The organism is Pseudomonas sp. F220, assembly GCF_057813935.1.
Genome location: NZ_JBVASJ010000004.1, coordinates 166,530 through 183,912 on the forward strand (window position 1 = coordinate 166,530; position 17,383 = coordinate 183,912).

The 17,383-nt window shown below is 59.3% G+C and carries 15 protein-coding genes and 2 pseudogenes; 14 read left to right on the forward strand and 3 right to left on the reverse strand.

Annotation, left to right across the window (positions count from 1 at the left end):
• Positions 1 to 3: 3 nt before the first annotated feature.
• From nuoC to nuoN, 11 genes are all read left to right on the forward strand, one after another.
• Entirely contained in the window at positions 4 to 1,788 is a 1,785-nt protein-coding gene (gene nuoC, locus ACZYSM_RS06045) for an NADH-quinone oxidoreductase subunit C/D (RefSeq protein ID WP_489069840.1), read from the forward strand.
• Positions 1,789 to 1,790: 2 nt separating this feature from the next.
• On the forward strand, positions 1,791 to 2,288 hold the full coding sequence (gene nuoE, locus ACZYSM_RS06050) for an NADH-quinone oxidoreductase subunit NuoE (protein ID WP_007970445.1): 498 nt from the start codon (positions 1,791 to 1,793) through the stop codon (positions 2,286 to 2,288).
• Positions 2,285 to 3,646, forward strand: a complete 1,362-nt coding sequence (gene nuoF, locus ACZYSM_RS06055; protein WP_489069842.1) for an NADH-quinone oxidoreductase subunit NuoF — start codon at positions 2,285 to 2,287, stop codon at positions 3,644 to 3,646. Before nuoE ends, nuoF begins: the two co-directional genes overlap by 4 nt.
• A gap of 126 nt (positions 3,647 to 3,772) precedes the next feature.
• Complete coding sequence (nuoG, locus tag ACZYSM_RS06060; protein ID WP_489069844.1) at positions 3,773 to 6,490, forward strand: NADH-quinone oxidoreductase subunit NuoG; 2,718 nt, start codon at positions 3,773 to 3,775, stop codon at positions 6,488 to 6,490.
• Positions 6,487 to 7,494, forward strand: coding sequence for an NADH-quinone oxidoreductase subunit NuoH (nuoH, locus tag ACZYSM_RS06065; protein ID WP_489069846.1), 1,008 nt, complete (start codon positions 6,487 to 6,489; stop codon positions 7,492 to 7,494). Before nuoG ends, nuoH begins: the two co-directional genes overlap by 4 nt.
• Before the next feature lie 12 nt (positions 7,495 to 7,506).
• Entirely contained in the window at positions 7,507 to 8,052 is a 546-nt protein-coding gene (nuoI, locus tag ACZYSM_RS06070; protein ID WP_200889382.1) for an NADH-quinone oxidoreductase subunit NuoI, read from the forward strand.
• 9 nt (positions 8,053 to 8,061) lie between these two features.
• Entirely contained in the window at positions 8,062 to 8,562 is a 501-nt protein-coding gene (gene nuoJ, locus ACZYSM_RS06075; RefSeq protein WP_489069849.1) for an NADH-quinone oxidoreductase subunit J, read from the forward strand.
• 18 nt (positions 8,563 to 8,580) lie between these two features.
• Positions 8,581 to 8,889 carry an NADH-quinone oxidoreductase subunit NuoK gene (gene nuoK, locus ACZYSM_RS06080; protein WP_489070048.1) on the forward strand — a complete coding sequence of 103 codons (309 nt, stop codon included), beginning with the start codon at positions 8,581 to 8,583 and terminating at the stop codon, positions 8,887 to 8,889.
• On the forward strand, positions 8,886 to 10,739 hold the full coding sequence (gene nuoL, locus ACZYSM_RS06085) for an NADH-quinone oxidoreductase subunit L (RefSeq protein ID WP_489069851.1): 1,854 nt from the start codon (positions 8,886 to 8,888) through the stop codon (positions 10,737 to 10,739). The genes nuoK and nuoL overlap by 4 nt, the downstream gene beginning before the upstream one ends.
• A gap of 39 nt (positions 10,740 to 10,778) precedes the next feature.
• Positions 10,779 to 12,311 carry an NADH-quinone oxidoreductase subunit M gene (gene nuoM, locus ACZYSM_RS06090; protein ID WP_489069853.1) on the forward strand — a complete coding sequence of 511 codons (1,533 nt, stop codon included), beginning with the start codon at positions 10,779 to 10,781 and terminating at the stop codon, positions 12,309 to 12,311.
• 7 nt (positions 12,312 to 12,318) lie between these two features.
• On the forward strand, positions 12,319 to 13,782 hold the full coding sequence (nuoN, locus tag ACZYSM_RS06095; protein ID WP_489069855.1) for an NADH-quinone oxidoreductase subunit NuoN: 1,464 nt from the start codon (positions 12,319 to 12,321) through the stop codon (positions 13,780 to 13,782).
• Positions 13,783 to 13,920: 138 nt separating this feature from the next.
• On the opposite strand, the gene ACZYSM_RS06100 is transcribed toward nuoN, so the two are convergent.
• Positions 13,921 to 14,388 carry a GNAT family N-acetyltransferase gene (locus ACZYSM_RS06100; RefSeq protein WP_489069857.1) on the reverse strand — a complete coding sequence of 156 codons (468 nt, stop codon included), beginning with the start codon at positions 14,386 to 14,388 and terminating at the stop codon, positions 13,921 to 13,923.
• Positions 14,389 to 14,729: 341 nt separating this feature from the next.
• Positions 14,730 to 14,879: pseudogene (locus ACZYSM_RS06105) on the reverse strand (hypothetical protein); the annotation flags it as partial.
• Here ACZYSM_RS06105 and ACZYSM_RS06110 point away from each other — a divergent pair.
• From ACZYSM_RS06110 to ACZYSM_RS06120, 3 genes and pseudogenes are all read left to right on the forward strand, one after another.
• Positions 14,860 to 15,009: pseudogene (locus ACZYSM_RS06110) on the forward strand (hypothetical protein); the annotation flags it as partial. The pseudogenes ACZYSM_RS06105 and ACZYSM_RS06110 overlap by 20 nt on opposite strands.
• 244 nt (positions 15,010 to 15,253) lie before the next feature.
• A complete protein-coding gene (locus ACZYSM_RS06115) occupies positions 15,254 to 15,604 on the forward strand; it encodes a toxin (RefSeq protein ID WP_489069859.1) in 351 nt (116 codons plus the stop codon).
• Positions 15,594 to 15,908 carry a helix-turn-helix domain-containing protein gene (locus tag ACZYSM_RS06120; protein ID WP_489069861.1) on the forward strand — a complete coding sequence of 105 codons (315 nt, stop codon included), beginning with the start codon at positions 15,594 to 15,596 and terminating at the stop codon, positions 15,906 to 15,908. Before ACZYSM_RS06115 ends, ACZYSM_RS06120 begins: the two co-directional genes overlap by 11 nt.
• An 85-nt stretch (positions 15,909 to 15,993) precedes the next feature.
• On the opposite strand, the gene cysS is transcribed toward ACZYSM_RS06120, so the two are convergent.
• Complete coding sequence (cysS, locus tag ACZYSM_RS06125; protein ID WP_489069863.1) at positions 15,994 to 17,376, reverse strand: cysteine--tRNA ligase; 1,383 nt, start codon at positions 17,374 to 17,376, stop codon at positions 15,994 to 15,996.
• Between the last annotated feature and the right edge of the window lie 7 nt (positions 17,377 to 17,383).

Here is a 17,383-nt window from a genome sequence, read left to right on the forward strand (position 1 = left end):
ACCATGACTACAGGCAGTGCTCTGTACATCCCGCCTTATAAGGCAGACGACCAAGATGTGGTCGTTGAACTGAACAACCGTTTTGGCCCTGAGGCGTTCACCGCCCAAGCCACCCGCACCGGCATGCCGGTGCTTTGGGTTACCCGCGCCAAACTCGTCGAAGTCCTGACCTTCCTGCGTAACCTGCCCAAGCCGTACGTCATGCTGTATGACCTGCACGGCGTGGACGAGCGTCTGCGCACCAAGCGCCAGGGTTTGCCGAGCGGCGCCGACTTCACTGTGTTCTATCATCTGCTGTCGATCGAACGTAATAGTGACGTAATGATCAAGGTCGCCTTGTCCGAGAGCGACCTTAGCGTGCCGACCATCACCTCGATCTGGCCGAACGCCAACTGGTACGAGCGTGAAGTGTGGGACATGTACGGCATCGACTTTGCCGGCCACCCACACCTGACCCGGATCATGATGCCGCCGACCTGGGAAGGTCACCCGCTGCGCAAGGACTACCCGGCCCGAGCCACCGAGTTCGATCCGTTCAGCCTGACGCTGGCCAAGCAACAGCTGGAAGAAGAAGCCGCGCGCTTCAAGCCGGAAGACTGGGGCATGAAGCGTTCCGGTGCCAACGAGGACTACATGTTCCTCAACCTTGGCCCGAACCACCCTTCGGCTCACGGTGCATTCCGTATCATTCTGCAACTGGACGGTGAAGAAATCGTCGACTGCGTTCCGGACGTCGGTTACCACCACCGTGGTGCCGAGAAAATGGCCGAGCGCCAGTCCTGGCACAGTTTCATCCCGTACACCGACCGGATCGACTACCTCGGCGGCGTGATGAACAACCTGCCGTACGTGCTCGCGGTCGAGAAACTGGCCGGGATCGTCGTGCCACAGAAGGTCGACGTCATTCGCATCATGATGGCCGAGTTCTTCCGGATCACCAGCCACTTGCTGTTCCTGGGTACCTATATCCAGGACGTCGGCGCCATGACCCCGGTGTTCTTCACCTTTACCGACCGGCAAAAAGCCTACACGGTGATCGAAGCCATCACCGGTTTCCGTCTGCACCCGGCCTGGTACCGCATCGGTGGCGTCGCTCACGACCTGCCGCGCGGCTGGGACAAGCTGGTCAAGGACTTCGTCGAATGGCTGCCAAAGCGCCTCGACGAGTACGAAAAAGCTGCGCTGCAGAACAGCATCCTGCGCGGCCGGACCATCGGCGTCGCGGCTTACAACACCAAAGAGGCCCTGGAATGGGGCGTCACCGGTTCTGGCTTGCGTTCGACCGGCTGTGATTTTGACCTGCGTAAAGCCCGCCCTTACTCCGGTTACGAGAACTTCGAATTCGAAGTCCCGTTGGCCGTCAACGGCGATGCCTACGACCGCTGCATGGTTCGTGTCGAAGAAATGCGCCAGAGCATCAAGATCATCGACCAGTGCATGCGCAACATGCCGGAAGGCCCGTATAAAGCGGATCACCCGCTGACCACGCCGCCGCCTAAAGAGCGCACGCTGCAGCACATCGAAACCCTGATCACGCACTTCCTGCAAGTATCGTGGGGCCCGGTAATGCCGGCCAACGAATCCTTCCAGATGATTGAAGCGACCAAGGGTATCAACAGTTATTACCTGACGAGCGATGGCGGCACCATGAGCTACCGCACCCGGATTCGTACCCCAAGCTTCCCGCACTTGCAGCAGATCCCTTCGGTGATCAAAGGCAGCATGGTCGCGGACTTGATTGCGTACCTGGGTAGTATCGATTTCGTTATGGCCGACGTGGACCGCTAAGCATGAATAGCACGCTTATCCAGACAGACCGTTTCGCCTTGAGCGAAACCGAGCGCTCGGCCATCGAGCACGAGCTGCATCACTACGAAGACCCGCGCGCGGCGTCGATCGAAGCCCTGAAGATCGTCCAGAAGGAACGTGGCTGGGTGCCTGATGGCGCGCTCTACGCCATCGGCGAGATCCTCGGCATCCCGGCCAGCGACGTTGAAGGCGTGGCGACGTTCTATAGCCAGATCTTCCGTCAGCCGGTCGGCCGCCACATCATTCGCGTCTGCGACAGCATGGTCTGCTACATCGGTGGCCACGAGTCGGTGGTCAGCGAAATCCAGAGCAAGCTCGGCATCGGCCTGGGTCAAACCACCGCCGACGGTCGTTTCACGCTGCTGCCAGTCTGCTGCCTCGGCAACTGCGACAAGGCGCCGGCGTTGATGATCGATGACGACACTTTCGGTGACGTACAGCCTGCTGGCGTTGCCAAACTGTTGGAGGGCTACGTATGACCCTGACTTCCTTCGGCCCTGCCAACCGCATCGCGCGCTCCGCAGAAACCCATCCGCTGACCTGGCGTCTGCGTGACGACGGCGAGGCCGTCTGGCTCGACGAATACCAAGCCAAGAATGGTTACGCGGCAGCGCGTAAAGCATTCGCCGATATGTCCCAGGACGATATCGTCCAGACCGTCAAGGACGCCGGCCTCAAGGGTCGCGGCGGCGCAGGTTTCCCCACGGGTGTTAAGTGGGGCCTGATGCCCAAGGACGAATCCATCAACATCCGCTACTTGCTGTGCAACGCGGATGAAATGGAACCCAACACCTGGAAAGACCGCATGCTGATGGAGCAACTGCCCCATCTGCTGATCGAAGGCATGCTGATCAGTGCTCGCGCGCTGAAAACCTACCGTGGCTACATCTTCCTGCGTGGCGAATACACCACCGCCGCCAAGCACTTGAACCGTGCCGTGGAAGAAGCAAAAGCCGCGGGCCTGTTGGGCAAGAACATCCTGGGCAGCGGCTTCGATTTCGAACTGATCGTCCACACCGGCGCCGGGCGTTATATCTGCGGTGAAGAAACCGCACTGATCAACTCCCTCGAAGGCCGCCGCGCCAACCCGCGCTCCAAGCCGCCCTTCCCTGCCGCCGTTGGCGTATGGGGCAAGCCGACCTGTGTGAACAACGTCGAGACCCTGTGCAACGTGCCAGCGATCATCGGCGACGGCGTGGAATGGTACAAATCCCTCGCCCGTGAAGGCAGTGAAGACATGGGCACCAAGCTCATGGGTTTCTCCGGCAAAGTGAAGAACCCTGGCCTGTGGGAACTGCCGTTCGGCGTGACCGCTCGCGAGCTGTTCGAAGACTACGCCGGCGGCATGCGCGACGGCTTCAAGCTCAAGTGTTGGCAGCCAGGCGGCGCCGGTACCGGCTTCCTCTTGCCTGAGCACCTGGACGCACAAATGTACGCCGGCGGCATCGCCAAGGTGGGCACCCGTATGGGTACCGGCCTGGCGATGGCCGTGGACGACAGCGTCAACATGGTCTCCCTGCTGCGCAACATGGAAGAGTTCTTCTCCCGCGAATCCTGCGGCTTCTGCACCCCGTGCCGTGATGGTCTGCCGTGGAGCGTCAAGCTGCTGCGTGCGATCGAGAACGGTGAAGGGCAAGCCGGCGATATCGAGACCCTGCTGGGTCTGGTCGGTTTCCTCGGCCCTGGCAAGACTTTCTGTGCTCACGCACCGGGCGCCGTGGAGCCATTGGGCAGCGCAATCAAATATTTCCGCCCAGAGTTCGAGGCCGGCATCGCACCCACCAGTGCTGTCGTCCCGCCTCTGGCTCGCCCGATCCCGATTCCGGTCGGCGCGTAAACGTATCGAACGAGGGTGGTCCGTGCCGCCCTCTTATCATCCGAAGTCGCGTTGTTTGCGCCGGATGAGCACCAAGATTCCATTAGCCACGCCCGCTGACACCGGGCCAACGAAGAACTTTGAACCATGGCCACTATCCACGTAGACGGCAAAGCGCTCGAAGTCGATGGGGCAGACAACCTGTTACAGGCGTGTCTGTCGCTAGGCCTCGACATCCCGTATTTCTGCTGGCACCCCGCCCTTGGCAGCGTTGGCGCCTGTCGCCAGTGCGCGGTCAAGCAGTACACCGACGAGAACGACAAACGTGGTCGTATCGTCATGTCCTGCATGACCCCTGCCACCGACGGCAGCTGGATTTCCATCGACGACGAAGAAGCCAAAGTGTTTCGCGCCAGCGTCGTCGAATGGCTGATGACCAACCACCCGCATGACTGCCCGGTCTGCGAGGAAGGCGGTCACTGCCACCTGCAAGACATGACGGTAATGACCGGCCACAACGAGCGCCGTTACCGCTTCACCAAGCGTACCCACCAGAACCAGCAACTGGGCCCGTTCATCTCTCACGAAATGAACCGCTGCATCGCTTGCTATCGCTGCGTACGTTTCTATAAAGACTACGCCGGCGGCACCGACCTTGGTGTGTTCGGCGCCCACGACAACGTGTACTTCGGTCGCGTTGAAGACGGCACCCTGGAAAGTGAGTTCTCCGGCAACCTCACCGAGGTCTGCCCGACCGGTGTGTTCACCGACAAGACTCACTCCGAGCGCTACAACCGCAAGTGGGACATGCAGTTCTCGCCGAGTATCTGCCATGGCTGCTCCAGCGGTTGCAACATTAGCCCGGGTGAGCGTTACGGCGAAGTGCGTCGTATCGAAAACCGTTTCAACGGTTCGGTGAACCAGTACTTCCTCTGCGACCGTGGCCGTTTCGGTTATGGCTACGTCAACCGCGAAGATCGTCCGCGCCAGCCGCTGTTGGCTGACGGTCAGGTCAAACTCGGTCTCGACGCTGCACTGGATAAGGCCGCCGAGCTGCTGCGCGGTCGCAACATCGTCGGTATCGGCTCGCCACGCGCCAGCCTCGAAAGCAACTTCGCCCTGCGCGAACTGGTCGGTCCAGAGCACTTCTACTCAGGTATCGAAGCGTGCGAGCTGGAACGTATTCGTCTGGTCGTGCAAGTGCTGAAAGACAGCCCGCTACCGACTCCAAACATGCGCGACATCGAAGACCACGACGCGATCTTCGTGCTGGGTGAAGACCTGACCCAGACCGCCGCCCGTATGGCGCTGGCCCTGCGTCAATCGGTCAAAGGCAAAGCCGAAGACATGGCCGATGCCATGCGCGTTCAGCCTTGGCTCGACGCCGCGGTGAAAAACATCGGTCAGCACGCGCTGAACCCGCTGTTCATCGCCAGCCTGGCTGAAACCAAGCTCGACGATATCGCTGAAGAGTGCGTTCACGCCGCTCCAGACGACCTGGCTCGTATCGGTTTCGCCGTGGCTCACGCCCTCGACGCCAGCGCTCCAGCCGTTGAAGGCCTGGACAGCGACGCGGTTGAACTGGCTCAGCGCATTGCTAACGCCCTGTTGGCTGCCAAACGTCCTCTGATCATCGCCGGTACTTCCCTCGGTTCGAAAGCGCTGATCGAAGCTGCCGCCAACATCGCCAAAGCGCTGAAGCTGTGCGACAAAGCCGGTTCCATCAGCCTGATCGTGCCAGAGGCCAACAGCCTCGGTTTGGCCATGCTGGGCGGTGAGTCGGTAGACGCTGCGCTGACAGCTGTGATCGACGGCCAGGCCGACGCTATCGTTGTCCTGGAAAACGATCTGTACACCCGCGTTGACGCGGCCAAGGTCGATGCCGCACTGAACGCTGCGAAAGTGGTGATCGTTGCCGACCATCAGAAGACTGCCACCAGCGATCGCGCGCATCTGGTTCTGCCAGCGGCCAGCTTCGCTGAAGGCGACGGTACGCTGGTCAGCCAGGAAGGCCGCGCCCAACGCTTCTTCCAGGTCTTCGACCCGACTTACCTGGATGCGAGCATTCTGGTTCACGAAGGCTGGCGCTGGCTGCATGCCCTGCGCAGCACTTTGCTGAACAAGCCGGTGGACTGGACCCAACTGGACCACGTCACCGCAGCCTGCGCCGAAAGCAACACGCAACTGGCCGGCATTGTCAGCGCCGCACCGTCTGCTTCGTTCCGTATCAAAGGTCTGAAACTGGCTCGCGAACCGCTGCGTTACAGTGGCCGCACCGCTATGCGCGCCGACATCAGCGTGCACGAACCACGTACCTCCCAAGACAACGACACTGCGTTCTCGTTCTCCATGGAAGGTTACTCGGGCTCCGCCGAACCGCGCCAACAAGTGCCGTTCGCCTGGTCTCCGGGCTGGAACTCGCCGCAAGCCTGGAACAAGTTCCAGGACGAAGTCGGTGGTCATATTCGCGCCGGTGATCCGGGCACTCGCCTGATCGAAACCCAGGGCGATGGTCTGAGCTGGTTCGCCAGCATTCCGACTGCGTTCTCCCCTGCTCGCGGAACCTGGCAAGTGGTGCCGTTCTATCACCTGTTCGGCAGCGAAGAAACGTCTTCGAAAGCCGCTCCGGTTCAGGAACGCATTCCAGCCGCCTACGTTTCCCTGGCCAAATCCGAAGCGGATCGCCTGGGTGTCAACGACGGTGCCCTGCTTAGCCTGAACGTTGCCGGCCAGACCCTGCGTCTGCCGCTGCGTATCAATGATGAGTTGGGTGCTGGCCTGGTCGCATTGCCTGCCGGTCTGGCGGGTATTCCACCGGCCATCTTTGGCAAAACCGTTGACGGTCTGCAGGAGGCAGCTCAATGACCTGGTTCACGCCTGAAGTGATCGACGTGATCATCTCGGTGGTCAAGTCCATCGTGATTCTGCTCGCCGTGGTGGTTTGCGGCGCGCTGCTCAGCTGGGTCGAGCGTCGTTTGCTCGCCCTCTGGCAGGATCGTTACGGCCCGAACCGGGTTGGCCCGTTCGGCGCCTTCCAGATCGCCGCCGACATGATCAAGATGTTCTTCAAGGAAGACTGGACGCCGCCGTTCGCCGACAAAGTGATTTTCACGTTGGCGCCGGTTGTGGCCATGAGCGCCTTGCTGATTGCCTTCGCAATCATCCCGATCACCCCGACCTGGGGTGTCGCGGACCTGAACATCGGCATTCTGTTCTTCTTCGCCATGGCCGGTCTGTCGGTCTACGCGGTGCTGTTCGCCGGTTGGTCGAGTAATAACAAGTTCGCCCTGCTGGGCAGCTTGCGGGCCTCGGCACAAACCGTGTCGTACGAAGTGTTCATGGGCCTGTCGCTGATGGGCATCGTGGTGCAGGTTGGCTCGTTCAACATGCGCGACATCGTCGATTACCAGGCCCAGCACCTGTGGTTCATCATTCCGCAGATCTTCGGTTTCCTGACCTTCTTCATTGCTGGCGTCGCCGTGACTCACCGTCACCCCTTCGACCAGCCGGAAGCGGAGCAGGAACTGGCCGACGGTTACCACATTGAATACGCCGGCATGAAATGGGGCATGTTCTTCGTCGGTGAATACATCGGCATCGTGTTGATCTCGGCACTGCTGGTGACTCTGTTCTTCGGTGGCTGGCACGGTCCTTTCGGTATTCTGCCGCAGATCCCGTTCATCTGGTTCGTTCTGAAGACCGCGTTTTTCATCATGATCTTTATCCTGCTGCGCGCATCGATTCCGCGCCCACGGTATGACCAAGTGATGGATTTCAGCTGGAAATTCTGCCTGCCGCTGACCCTGATCAATCTGCTGGTGACCGCTGCGATCGTGTTGCTCAACACGCCCGCCATCGCGGCGCAGTGAGGATAGAGAATCATGAAGTATATTTTTGACATCGTGCATGGCTTCTTCACCCAGCTTCGCAGCTTGGTGATGATTTTCGGCCACGCTTTCCGCAAGCGCGACACGCTGCAATACCCGGAAGAGGCGGTGTACCTGCCGCCGCGCTTCCGTGGGCGTATCGTCCTGACCCGCGACCCTGATGGCGAAGAGCGTTGTGTAGCCTGCAACCTGTGCGCCGTGGCGTGCCCGGTGGGTTGCATCTCGCTGCAGAAAGCTGAAACCGACGACGGTCGCTGGTACCCGGAGTTTTTCCGCATCAACTTCTCGCGCTGCATTTTCTGCGGCCTCTGCGAGGAAGCCTGCCCGACCACCGCGATCCAGCTGACACCGGATTTCGAGATGGCCGAGTTCAAACGTCAGGACCTGGTTTACGAGAAAGAAGATCTGTTGATCTCCGGCCCCGGCAAAAACCCTGATTACAACTTCTATCGTGTTGCAGGTATGGCCATCGCCGGTAAGCCAAAAGGCTCCGCGCAGAATGAAGCCGAACCGATCAACGTGAAGAGCTTGCTGCCTTAAGGAAGAAAGATGGAATTCGCTTTCTATTTCGCGTCAGGAGTTGCCGTTGTGTCCACGCTTCGCGTGATCACCAACACAAACCCTGTGCACGCCCTGCTCTACCTGATTATTTCGCTGCTCGCCGTGGCGATGACCTTTTTCAGTCTCGGTGCGCCATTCGCCGGTGTCCTGGAAGTGATCGCCTACGCTGGCGCCATCCTGGTGCTGTTCGTGTTTGTGGTGATGATGCTGAACCTGGGCCCGGCCTCGGTTCAGCAAGAGCGCGTCTGGCTCAAACCCGGTATCTGGATCGGACCGGTCGTACTGGCGGCACTGCTGTTGGGTGAACTGCTGTATGTCCTGTTCGCCAATCCAAGCGCTGGCGCTATCGGTCACACCACCGTAGACGCCAAGGCCGTGGGCATTAGCCTGTTCGGTCCTTATCTGCTGGTGGTCGAACTCGCCTCGATGCTGCTGCTCGCTGCAGCCATCACGGCGTTCCACCTGGGCCGCAACGAGGCGAAGGAGTAGACCATGCCTGTTATCCCTATCGGTTCTATCCCATTGGAGCATGGTCTTGCCGTTGCCGGCATCCTGTTCTGCCTCGGTCTGGTTGGCCTGATGGTCCGCCGCAACATTCTCTTCGTGCTGATGAGCCTGGAGATCATGATGAACGCCTCTGGTCTGGCCTTCATCGTCGCCGGTAGCCGCTGGGCGCAGCCGGATGGGCAGATCATGTTCATCCTGGTACTCAGCCTTGCAGCCGCCGAGGCCAGCATTGGCCTGGCGATTCTGTTGCAGCTGTATCGCCGCTTCCACACTCTCGATATCGACGCTGCCAGCGAGATGCGCGGATGAACCTTCTCTATCTGACTTTCCTGTTCCCTCTGATCGGTTTTGTGCTGCTGGCGTTCTCTCGAGGACGCCTCTCGGAAAACCTCAGCGCATTGATCGGCGTCGGTTCCATTGGCCTCTCGGCCATTGTCGCCACTTACGTGATCTGGCAGTTCAACGTCGCGCCGCCTGAGGGTGGCCACTACACCCAAGTGTTGTGGCAGTGGATGGCGGTGGATGGGTTCCAGCCGAACTTCGCCCTGTACCTGGATGGTCTGTCCGTGACCATGCTCGGTGTGGTGGTGGGCGTCGGCTTCCTGATCCACCTGTTCGCCTCCTGGTACATGCGCGGTGAAGCCGGTTACTCGCGCTTCTTCGCCTACACCAACCTGTTTATCGCCAGCATGCTGTTCCTGGTCCTGGGCGATAACCTGTTGTTCCTGTACTTCGGTTGGGAAGGCGTGGGCCTGTGCAGCTACCTGTTGATCGGTTTCTACTACAGCAACCGCAACAACGGTAACGCTGCACTTAAAGCCTTTATCGTCACCCGTGTCGGCGACGTGTTCATGGCCATCGGCCTGTTCATCCTGTTCCAGCAACTGGGCACGCTGAACATTCAAGAGCTGATGGTTCGTGCTCCGGAACACTTCAAGGTCGGCGACTTCTGGATCGTCCTGGCGACCCTGATGCTGCTCGGTGGTGCAGTCGGTAAATCCGCGCAACTGCCGCTGCAAACCTGGCTGGCGGATGCGATGGCCGGTCCTACTCCGGTCTCGGCACTGATCCACGCCGCGACCATGGTGACCGCTGGTGTCTACCTGATCGCCCGTACTCACGGTCTGTTTGCTTTGGCGCCGGATATCCTGCACCTGGTAGGCATCGTCGGTGGCGTGACCCTGGTACTGGCCGGTTTCGCCGCGCTGGTGCAGACCGACATCAAACGTGTCCTCGCCTACTCGACCATGAGCCAGATCGGCTACATGTTCCTGGCCCTGGGCGTTGGTGCCTGGGAAGGCGCGATCTTCCACCTGATGACCCACGCCTTCTTCAAGGCGCTGTTGTTCCTTGCGTCCGGTTCGGTGATCGTTGCCTGCCACCACGAGCAGAACATCTTCAAGATGGGCGGTCTGTGGAAGAAGCTACCATTGGCTTACACCAGCTTCATCGTCGGTGGTGCCGCACTGTCGGCCTTGCCTCTGGTGACCGCAGGTTTCTACTCCAAAGACGAAATCCTCTGGGAAGCCTTTGCCAGCGGCAACCACGGCCTGCTGTACGCCGGTCTGGTCGGCGCCTTCATGACGTCGCTGTACACCTTCCGCCTGATCTTCATCGCGTTCCACGGTGAGGCCAAGACCGAAGCACATGCGGGCCACGGTATCGCCCACTGGCTGCCACTGTCGGTGCTGATCATTCTGTCGACCTTCATCGGCGCCATGATCGTTCCACCGCTGCACGGTGTATTGCCAGAAAGCGTCGGCCATGCCGGCGGCGAAGCCAAGCACAGTCTGGAAATGGCGTCGGGCGCTATCGCCCTGGCCGGTATCCTGCTGGCGGCCCTGCTGTTCCTCGGCAAGCGTCGCTTTGTCACCGCCGTCGCCAACAGCGGCATCGGGCGTTTCCTCTCGGCCTGGTGGTTCGCCGCCTGGGGCTTCGACTGGATCTACGACAAGCTGTTCGTCAAGCCGTACCTGATGATCAACCACATGCTGCGCAAAGACCCGCTCGACCAGACCATTGGTTTGATCCCGCGTATGGCCAAAGGGGGTCACACCTCCCTGAGCCGTACCGAGACTGGCCAGTTGCGTTGGTATGCGGCTTCCATGGCTGCTGGTGCCGTGCTGGTTATCGGCGCCATCGTGCTGGTAGCGGTCTGATATGAACCTTGCGAAATTGCGAAAGGAATTGAGCCCGTCATGATTCTGCCTTGGCTAATCCTGATCCCCTTTATCGGCGGCCTGCTGTGCTGGATGGGTGAGCGCTTCGGCGCTACCCTGCCACGCTGGATTGCGCTGTTGACCATGACCCTGGAACTCGCGCTCGGCCTCTGGCTGTGGGCCCACGGTAACTATTCATTTGCTCCGGCGCCTGGCGCCGATCCGACCTGGGTGATTGAGTTCAAGCACGTCTGGATCGAGCGCTTCGGTATCAACGTGCACCTGGCCCTCGACGGCCTGTCGCTGTTGATGATCCTGCTGACCGGTCTGCTGGGTGTCCTCTCGGTACTCTGCTCGTGGAAAGAGATCCAGCGTCACGTTGGCTTCTTCCACCTGAACCTGATGTGGATCCTGGGCGGCGTGGTCGGCGTGTTCCTCGCTCTCGACCTGTTCATGTTCTTCTTCTTCTGGGAAATGATGCTGGTGCCGATGTACTTCCTCATCGCGCTCTGGGGCCATAGTTCATCGGACGGCAAGAAGACCCGGATCTACGCAGCGACCAAGTTCTTCATCTTCACCCAGGCCAGCGGCCTGATCATGTTGGTGGCAATCCTGGGTCTGGTACTGGTCAACTTCAACAGCACCGGCGTAATCACTTTCGATTACTCCCAGCTGCTGAAAACCCAGATGTCGCTGACCACCGAGTACATCCTGATGCTCGGCTTCTTCATCGCCTTCGCGGTGAAGCTGCCCGTGGTGCCGTTCCACTCCTGGCTTCCGGATGCACATGCCCAGGCGCCGACCGCGGGTTCCGTTGACCTGGCCGGTATCTTGTTGAAGACCGCTGCTTATGGTCTGCTGCGTTTCGCCCTGCCGCTGTTCCCGAATGCCTCGGCCGAGTTCGCGCCGATCGCCATGACCCTGGGTCTGGTCGGGATCTTCTACGGTGCGTTCCTGGCTTTCGCACAAACCGACATCAAGCGTCTGATCGCCTTCTCCAGCGTTTCGCACATGGGCTTCGTGCTGATCGGGATCTACTCCGGCAGCCAGCTGGCGCTGCAAGGCGCTGTGATGCAGATGCTGGCACACGGTGTTTCGGCAGCCGCACTCTTTATCCTTAGCGGCCAGCTGTACGAGCGTTTGCACACTCGCGACATGCGCGAGATGGGTGGCCTGTGGTCACGCATCGCGTATCTGCCGGCGGTCAGCCTATTCTTCGCAGCCGCTTCTCTGGGCTTGCCGGGTACCGGTAACTTCGTCGGAGAATTCCTGATCCTGCTGGGCAACTTTGCCAGCGCACCATGGATTACCGCGATTGCCACCTCCGGTCTGGTGTTCGGTTCGGTCTACTCACTGATCATGATCCACCGTGCCTACTTCGGCCCGTCCAAGTCGGACGAAATACTCCACGGTATGGATGCACGCGAACTGATCATGGTGGTCGGACTTGCGGGACTGTTGGTCTACATCGGCATTTACCCGCAACCGTTCCTCGATACCTCTGCCGCTACGATGCATGGCGTACAGCAATGGTTCGGTACCGCCTCCACTCAACTCGCTTCGGCCCGGTAAGAGCGCTATGGACCTGACGATTCAACACTTTATCGCGCTTGCGCCGCTGCTGATTACCAGCGCCACGATTATCGTGGTGATGCTGGCGATCGCCTGGCGTCGCAACCACTCACAGACCTTCCTGATTTCAGTAGCGGGTCTCAACCTGGCACTGCTGTCGATCCTCCCGGCCCTGAAAGTCGCACCTCTGGCCGTGACGCCACTGCTGCAGATCGATAGCTTCGCTTGCCTCTACATGGCGCTGATCCTGGTCGCCACCCTCGCCTGTGTCACCCTCGCCCACGCCTACCTCGGCGATGGCGGTACGGGTTACCCCGGCAACCGCGAAGAGCTGTACCTGCTGATCCTGATGGCTGCGGCCGGTGGTTTGGTTCTGGTCAGCGCGCAGCACCTGGCCAGCTTGTTCATCGGCCTGGAACTGCTCTCGGTCCCGGTCTACGGTCTGGTGGCCTATGCCTTCTTCAACAAACGCTCCCTGGAAGCCGGCATCAAGTACATGGTGCTGTCGGCCGCCGGTTCCGCGTTTCTGTTGTTCGGCATGGCGCTGCTTTACGCAGAAGCCGGCAGCCTGAGCTTCAGCGGTATCGGTCACGCACTGGCCGCTACCGGTCTGCCAAGCCCGATTGCGCAACTGGGCCTGGCCATGATGCTGATCGGTCTGGCGTTCAAGCTGTCGCTGGTACCCTTCCACCTCTGGACCCCGGACGTCTACGAAGGTGCTCCGGCTCCGGTGGCGGCGTTCCTGGCGACGGCTTCGAAAGTCGCGGTGTTCGCGGTGATGGTGCGTCTGTTCCAGATCTCGCCAGTGGCCAACAGTGGCGTACTGAGCAACGTTCTGACCATCATCGCCATTGCCTCGATCCTGTTCGGTAACCTGCTGGCACTGACCCAGAGCAACCTCAAGCGTCTGCTGGGTTACTCGTCCATCGCGCACTTCGGTTACCTGCTGATCGCCCTGGTGGCGAGCAAAGGTCTGGCGATGGAAGCCATCGGCGTTTACCTGGTCACCTACGTGATCACCAGCCTCGGCGCATTCGGCGTGATCACCCTGATGTCCTCGCCGTACAAAGGCCGCGATGCAGATGCCCTTTACGAATACCGCGGCCTGTTCTGGCGCCGTCCGTACCTGACCGCCGTGCTGACCGTAATGATGCTGTCGCTGGCCGGCATCCCGCTGACAGCGGGCTTCATCGGCAAGTTCTACATCATCGCCACCGGTGTCGAATCCCACCAGTGGTGGCTGGTCGGCTCTCTGGTACTGGGTAGTGCCATCGGCGTCTTCTACTACCTGCGCGTGATGGTCACTCTGTTCCTGATTGAACCTAACCTGCGTCGCAGCGACGCTCAACTGCACTGGGAACAACGTGCCGGTGGCGTCATGCTGTTGGCCATCGCTGCTCTGGCGTTCTTCCTCGGCCTGTACCCACAGCCGTTGTTGGCTCTGGTTCAGCAATCTGGCCTGGCCGGTTGATCGCTTAGCTACACGCGGTAGAAAACAGAAACGGCACCTTGGGGTGCCGTTTTTGCGTTTGGGAGAGGGTGGTTTTTCAGGATTAAAAGATCGCAACCTTTCTTACACACGTTTCCGAGCAATCAACTCAAACCAACACTACAAAAGCCCCTTCACCATAGGCACACACGCCAGCTGAAGCCCGGAAGGGGAATGGTAAATCGCAGGCTCCTCACCAACGAAACCGTATCGTCGGTAAAAGTCAGCAGCATTCAAAGTAGCATCAAGTTTGACTTCCTCCAGGCCCAAATCCCGCGCCAGACATTCAAGGTAGTCCAGGACTCTTCTGCCGATACCTCGCTGCATAAAGCCAGGATGCACAAAGATCGCGCCGATTTCGCTGTTCTCCAGATCAAGCATTCCAGTCGCAACAGGTTCACCCTGAATACAGCCCAGATAAAAGTGTTTTTCCATCAGTTTGCTATATCCGTCCTTGGCCGACCCAGCCGTCCAGGCCAATAGCTGCTGCTCGGTATAGGCGCCGATACATTGATGTCGTATCGCTAGCAGCCGAATGTCGAATGCTGTTTGAGAATCGCTGTGGCTGGCTCGTCTAATCTCGAACATTTCACTCTCCGTCAGCCATTTACGAACGGAGAACTAAAAAGCCCCGTCCATCTCTGGCGGGGCTTGGGGTAACACGTCAAATTCTAAGCACGCATGACCTCATGGCCCGCCAGAGGCGGTCATAGAGGAGCACATCATGTTCATTCGGCGTGTGTAGATCATGGACAGATAGTGCTGTGGATGATCCGGCATGTCAAACGCGAAGCAGAATTACGAAACGTCCGCTTTCGGCTGAGGCTGTGTAGAACGTTTTCGAGGATCCCCTGTTCTCGGGGGCTTTTCAGTGTGTGTGTGGCAACTGCCGAACCGTATGTCGCGGGCCCGGCAGCGGGGACCACGCTTCAATCGATAGCGACAAACCCTTCGGTCTGGTGCTGCCACAGACGTGCATACAAACCGCCTTGGGCCAGCAGTTCGCTGCGGGTGCCGCTCTTTTCCAGAACCACCAGGCGGTCCATGCGGGTGATGGTGGACAACCTGCGTCGCAGCGACGCTCAACTGCACTGGGAACAACGTGCCGGTGGCGTCATGCTGCTGGCCATCGCTGCTCTGGCGTTCTTCCTCGGCCTGTATCCACAGCCGTTGTTGGCTCTGGTGCAACAGTCCGGGCTGGCGGGCTGATCGCTTAAGCGACACACAGCAGAAAACAGAAACGGCACCTTCGGGTGCCGTTTTTGCGTTTATGGGACTCAAATCCGCCCTTCCCCGCCCATACCCAGAATACCCTCTCTCTGATATCAGCTCCGTCCTACATCCAGTTCTTATCACTCGAAATTAACGTATCTGCTTGACCGAATCGGCTCGATTTAGCGCCTTGACCTATTCGCTTCCCGCCACCAAACTATACGCAGATAACGTACAAACCATGAATGCTCTCTTTATCGAATTACCACCGTTTCAGAGGCACCGCACGGAATATCTGGATGACGAACTGTTTCATAGTTTCCAACTGGAGTTGCTGAAGAACCCCGAGGCAGGTGACGTCATCGAAGGAGCAGGTGGGCTGCGCAAGATTCGCTTTGTCGATCAACGACGAAACAAGGGCAAACGTGGGGGACTGAGAATTATTTATTACTGGTGGTCCGGTGCAGCTCAGTTCTGGCTCTTCACGTTGTACGGCAAGAACGAGCAAGACGACCTGACTCCGTTACAGAAAAAAATATTCAAACAATTGCTGGATAGAGAAATCCACATGAGAACGAACGATGAAACGTGACATCTTTTCCGAGCTGCTAGAAGGCTTAGATGCCTTGGCCGAAGAACGCCAAGGCAAAGTCACGCTGCGCACACACAAAGTACAACTGGGCAAGCTCGCACCGATCACGGCTGAGGAAGTGGTGGGCATCCGCCACCAACTGAACCTCTCCAGATCAGTATTCGCCATGTACTTGCGCACCAACACCCGAACCCTTGAGAACTGGGAGCAAGGACGCGCAAAACCCAATGCTCAAGCCACCACGCTAATACGATTGGTTGAGCGCTTTCCGGAAACTGTGGAACAATTGGCGGCGCTGACCTGAGCAGTGTTTCCCAGGTAGAACACACAGACGACCAATAAACAAAAACCCGCACAAGGCGGGTTTTTGTTTGCAGCAAACGCAGGCTTTAGTCAGCCAGACGCCACGTCGTCCCGCCCTTGCCGTCTTCCAGCACAACGCCCATGGCGGTGAGTTGGTCGCGGATGCGGTCCGATTCTGCCCAGTCCTTAGCAGCACGGGCCGCCAGACGCGCCTGGATCAGTGCGTCGACCTGGGCCGCATCGACCCGGCCTTCAGCGCCCGCTTGCAGGAAGTCATCGGCTTGCAGTTGCAACACGCCCAGCACACTGGCCAGCTCTTTCAAGCGTGCCGCCAGACCGGCCGCCGCGTGCACATCACTGTCACGCAGACGGTTGATCTCTCGGACCATCTCGAACAGCACCGCGCAGGCTTCCGGCGTGCCGAAGTCGTCGTTCATCACCTGGGTGAAGCGTTCGACGAAAGCTTCGCCACCGGCTGCCGGAACAGTCGGCAGACCTTTGAGGGCGTGGTAGAAACGCTCCAGAGCGCCTTTGGCGTCCTTGAGGTTATCTTCCGAGTAGTTGATCGCGCTGCGGTAGTGGCTCGACACCAGCAGGTAGCGCACGACCTCCGGGTGGTACTTGTCGAGCACGTCGCGAATGGTGAAGAAGTTGTTCAAGGACTTGGACATCTTCTCGCCATTGATGCGAATCATCCCACAGTGCATCCACGCATTGGCGTACGGCTTGCCAGTGGCGGCTTCGCTTTGGGCGATTTCGTTTTCATGGTGCGGAAACTCGAGGTCGCTGCCGCCGCCATGAATGTCGAAGGTCTCGCCCAGGCAGCAGGTGGACATCACCGAGCATTCGATGTGCCAGCCCGGACGCCCGGCGCCCCACGGCGACTCCCAGCTTGGCTCGCCCGGCTTGGTGGCTTTCCACAGTACGAAGTCCAGCGGGTCCTGTTTCGACTCGTCGACTTCGATCCGTGCACCGATGCGCAGGTCTTCGATTTTCTTGCGCGACAGCTTGCCGTAGCCCATGAATTTGGCGACGCGGTAGTACACGTCACCGTTGCCCGGGGCGTAGGCGTAACCCTTGTCGATCAGGGTCTGGATCATGCTCAGCATGCCAGGGATATGATCGGTGGCGCGCGGTTCCATGTCCGGCTTGAGGATGTTGAGGCGGGCCTCGTCCTCGTGCATCGCGGTGATCATGCGCTCGGTCAAGGCATCGAACGGCTCGCCATTTTCCTTGGCGCGATTGATGATCTTGTCTTCGATGTCGGTGATGTTGCGCACGTAGGTCAGGTCATAACCGCTGAAACGCAACCAGCGAGTTACCAGGTCGAACGCGACCATGCTGCGACCGTGCCCAATGTGGCAGTAGTCGTACACGGTCATGCCGCAGACGTACATGCGCACCTTGTTGCCATCCAAGGGTTTGAAGACTTCTTTGCTCTTGGTGAGCGTGTTGTAGATCGTAAGCACAAAGATT

Excerpts from the sequence above, each read along its gene's own strand:
- ACZYSM_RS06120 (WP_489069861.1), top strand. The coding sequence starts at position 15,594 with ATGAAACGTGACATCTTTTCCGAGCTGCTAGAAGGCTTAGATGCCTTG.
- nuoJ (WP_489069849.1), top strand. The coding sequence starts at position 8,062 with ATGGAATTCGCTTTCTATTTCGCGTCAGGAGTTGCCGTTGTGTCCACG.
- nuoH (WP_489069846.1), top strand. The coding sequence starts at position 6,487 with ATGACCTGGTTCACGCCTGAAGTGATCGACGTGATCATCTCGGTGGTC.
- ACZYSM_RS06100 (WP_489069857.1), bottom strand. The coding sequence starts at position 14,388 with ATGTTCGAGATTAGACGAGCCAGCCACAGCGATTCTCAAACAGCATTC.
- nuoG (WP_489069844.1), top strand. The coding sequence starts at position 3,773 with ATGGCCACTATCCACGTAGACGGCAAAGCGCTCGAAGTCGATGGGGCA.
- nuoL (WP_489069851.1), top strand. The coding sequence starts at position 8,886 with ATGAACCTTCTCTATCTGACTTTCCTGTTCCCTCTGATCGGTTTTGTG.
- nuoM (WP_489069853.1), top strand. The coding sequence starts at position 10,779 with ATGATTCTGCCTTGGCTAATCCTGATCCCCTTTATCGGCGGCCTGCTG.
- nuoI (WP_200889382.1), top strand. The coding sequence starts at position 7,507 with ATGAAGTATATTTTTGACATCGTGCATGGCTTCTTCACCCAGCTTCGC.
- nuoC (WP_489069840.1), top strand. The coding sequence starts at position 4 with ATGACTACAGGCAGTGCTCTGTACATCCCGCCTTATAAGGCAGACGAC.
- ACZYSM_RS06115 (WP_489069859.1), top strand. The coding sequence starts at position 15,254 with ATGAATGCTCTCTTTATCGAATTACCACCGTTTCAGAGGCACCGCACG.
- nuoN (WP_489069855.1), top strand. The coding sequence starts at position 12,319 with ATGGACCTGACGATTCAACACTTTATCGCGCTTGCGCCGCTGCTGATT.
- nuoE (WP_007970445.1), top strand. The coding sequence starts at position 1,791 with ATGAATAGCACGCTTATCCAGACAGACCGTTTCGCCTTGAGCGAAACC.
- nuoF (WP_489069842.1), top strand. The coding sequence starts at position 2,285 with ATGACCCTGACTTCCTTCGGCCCTGCCAACCGCATCGCGCGCTCCGCA.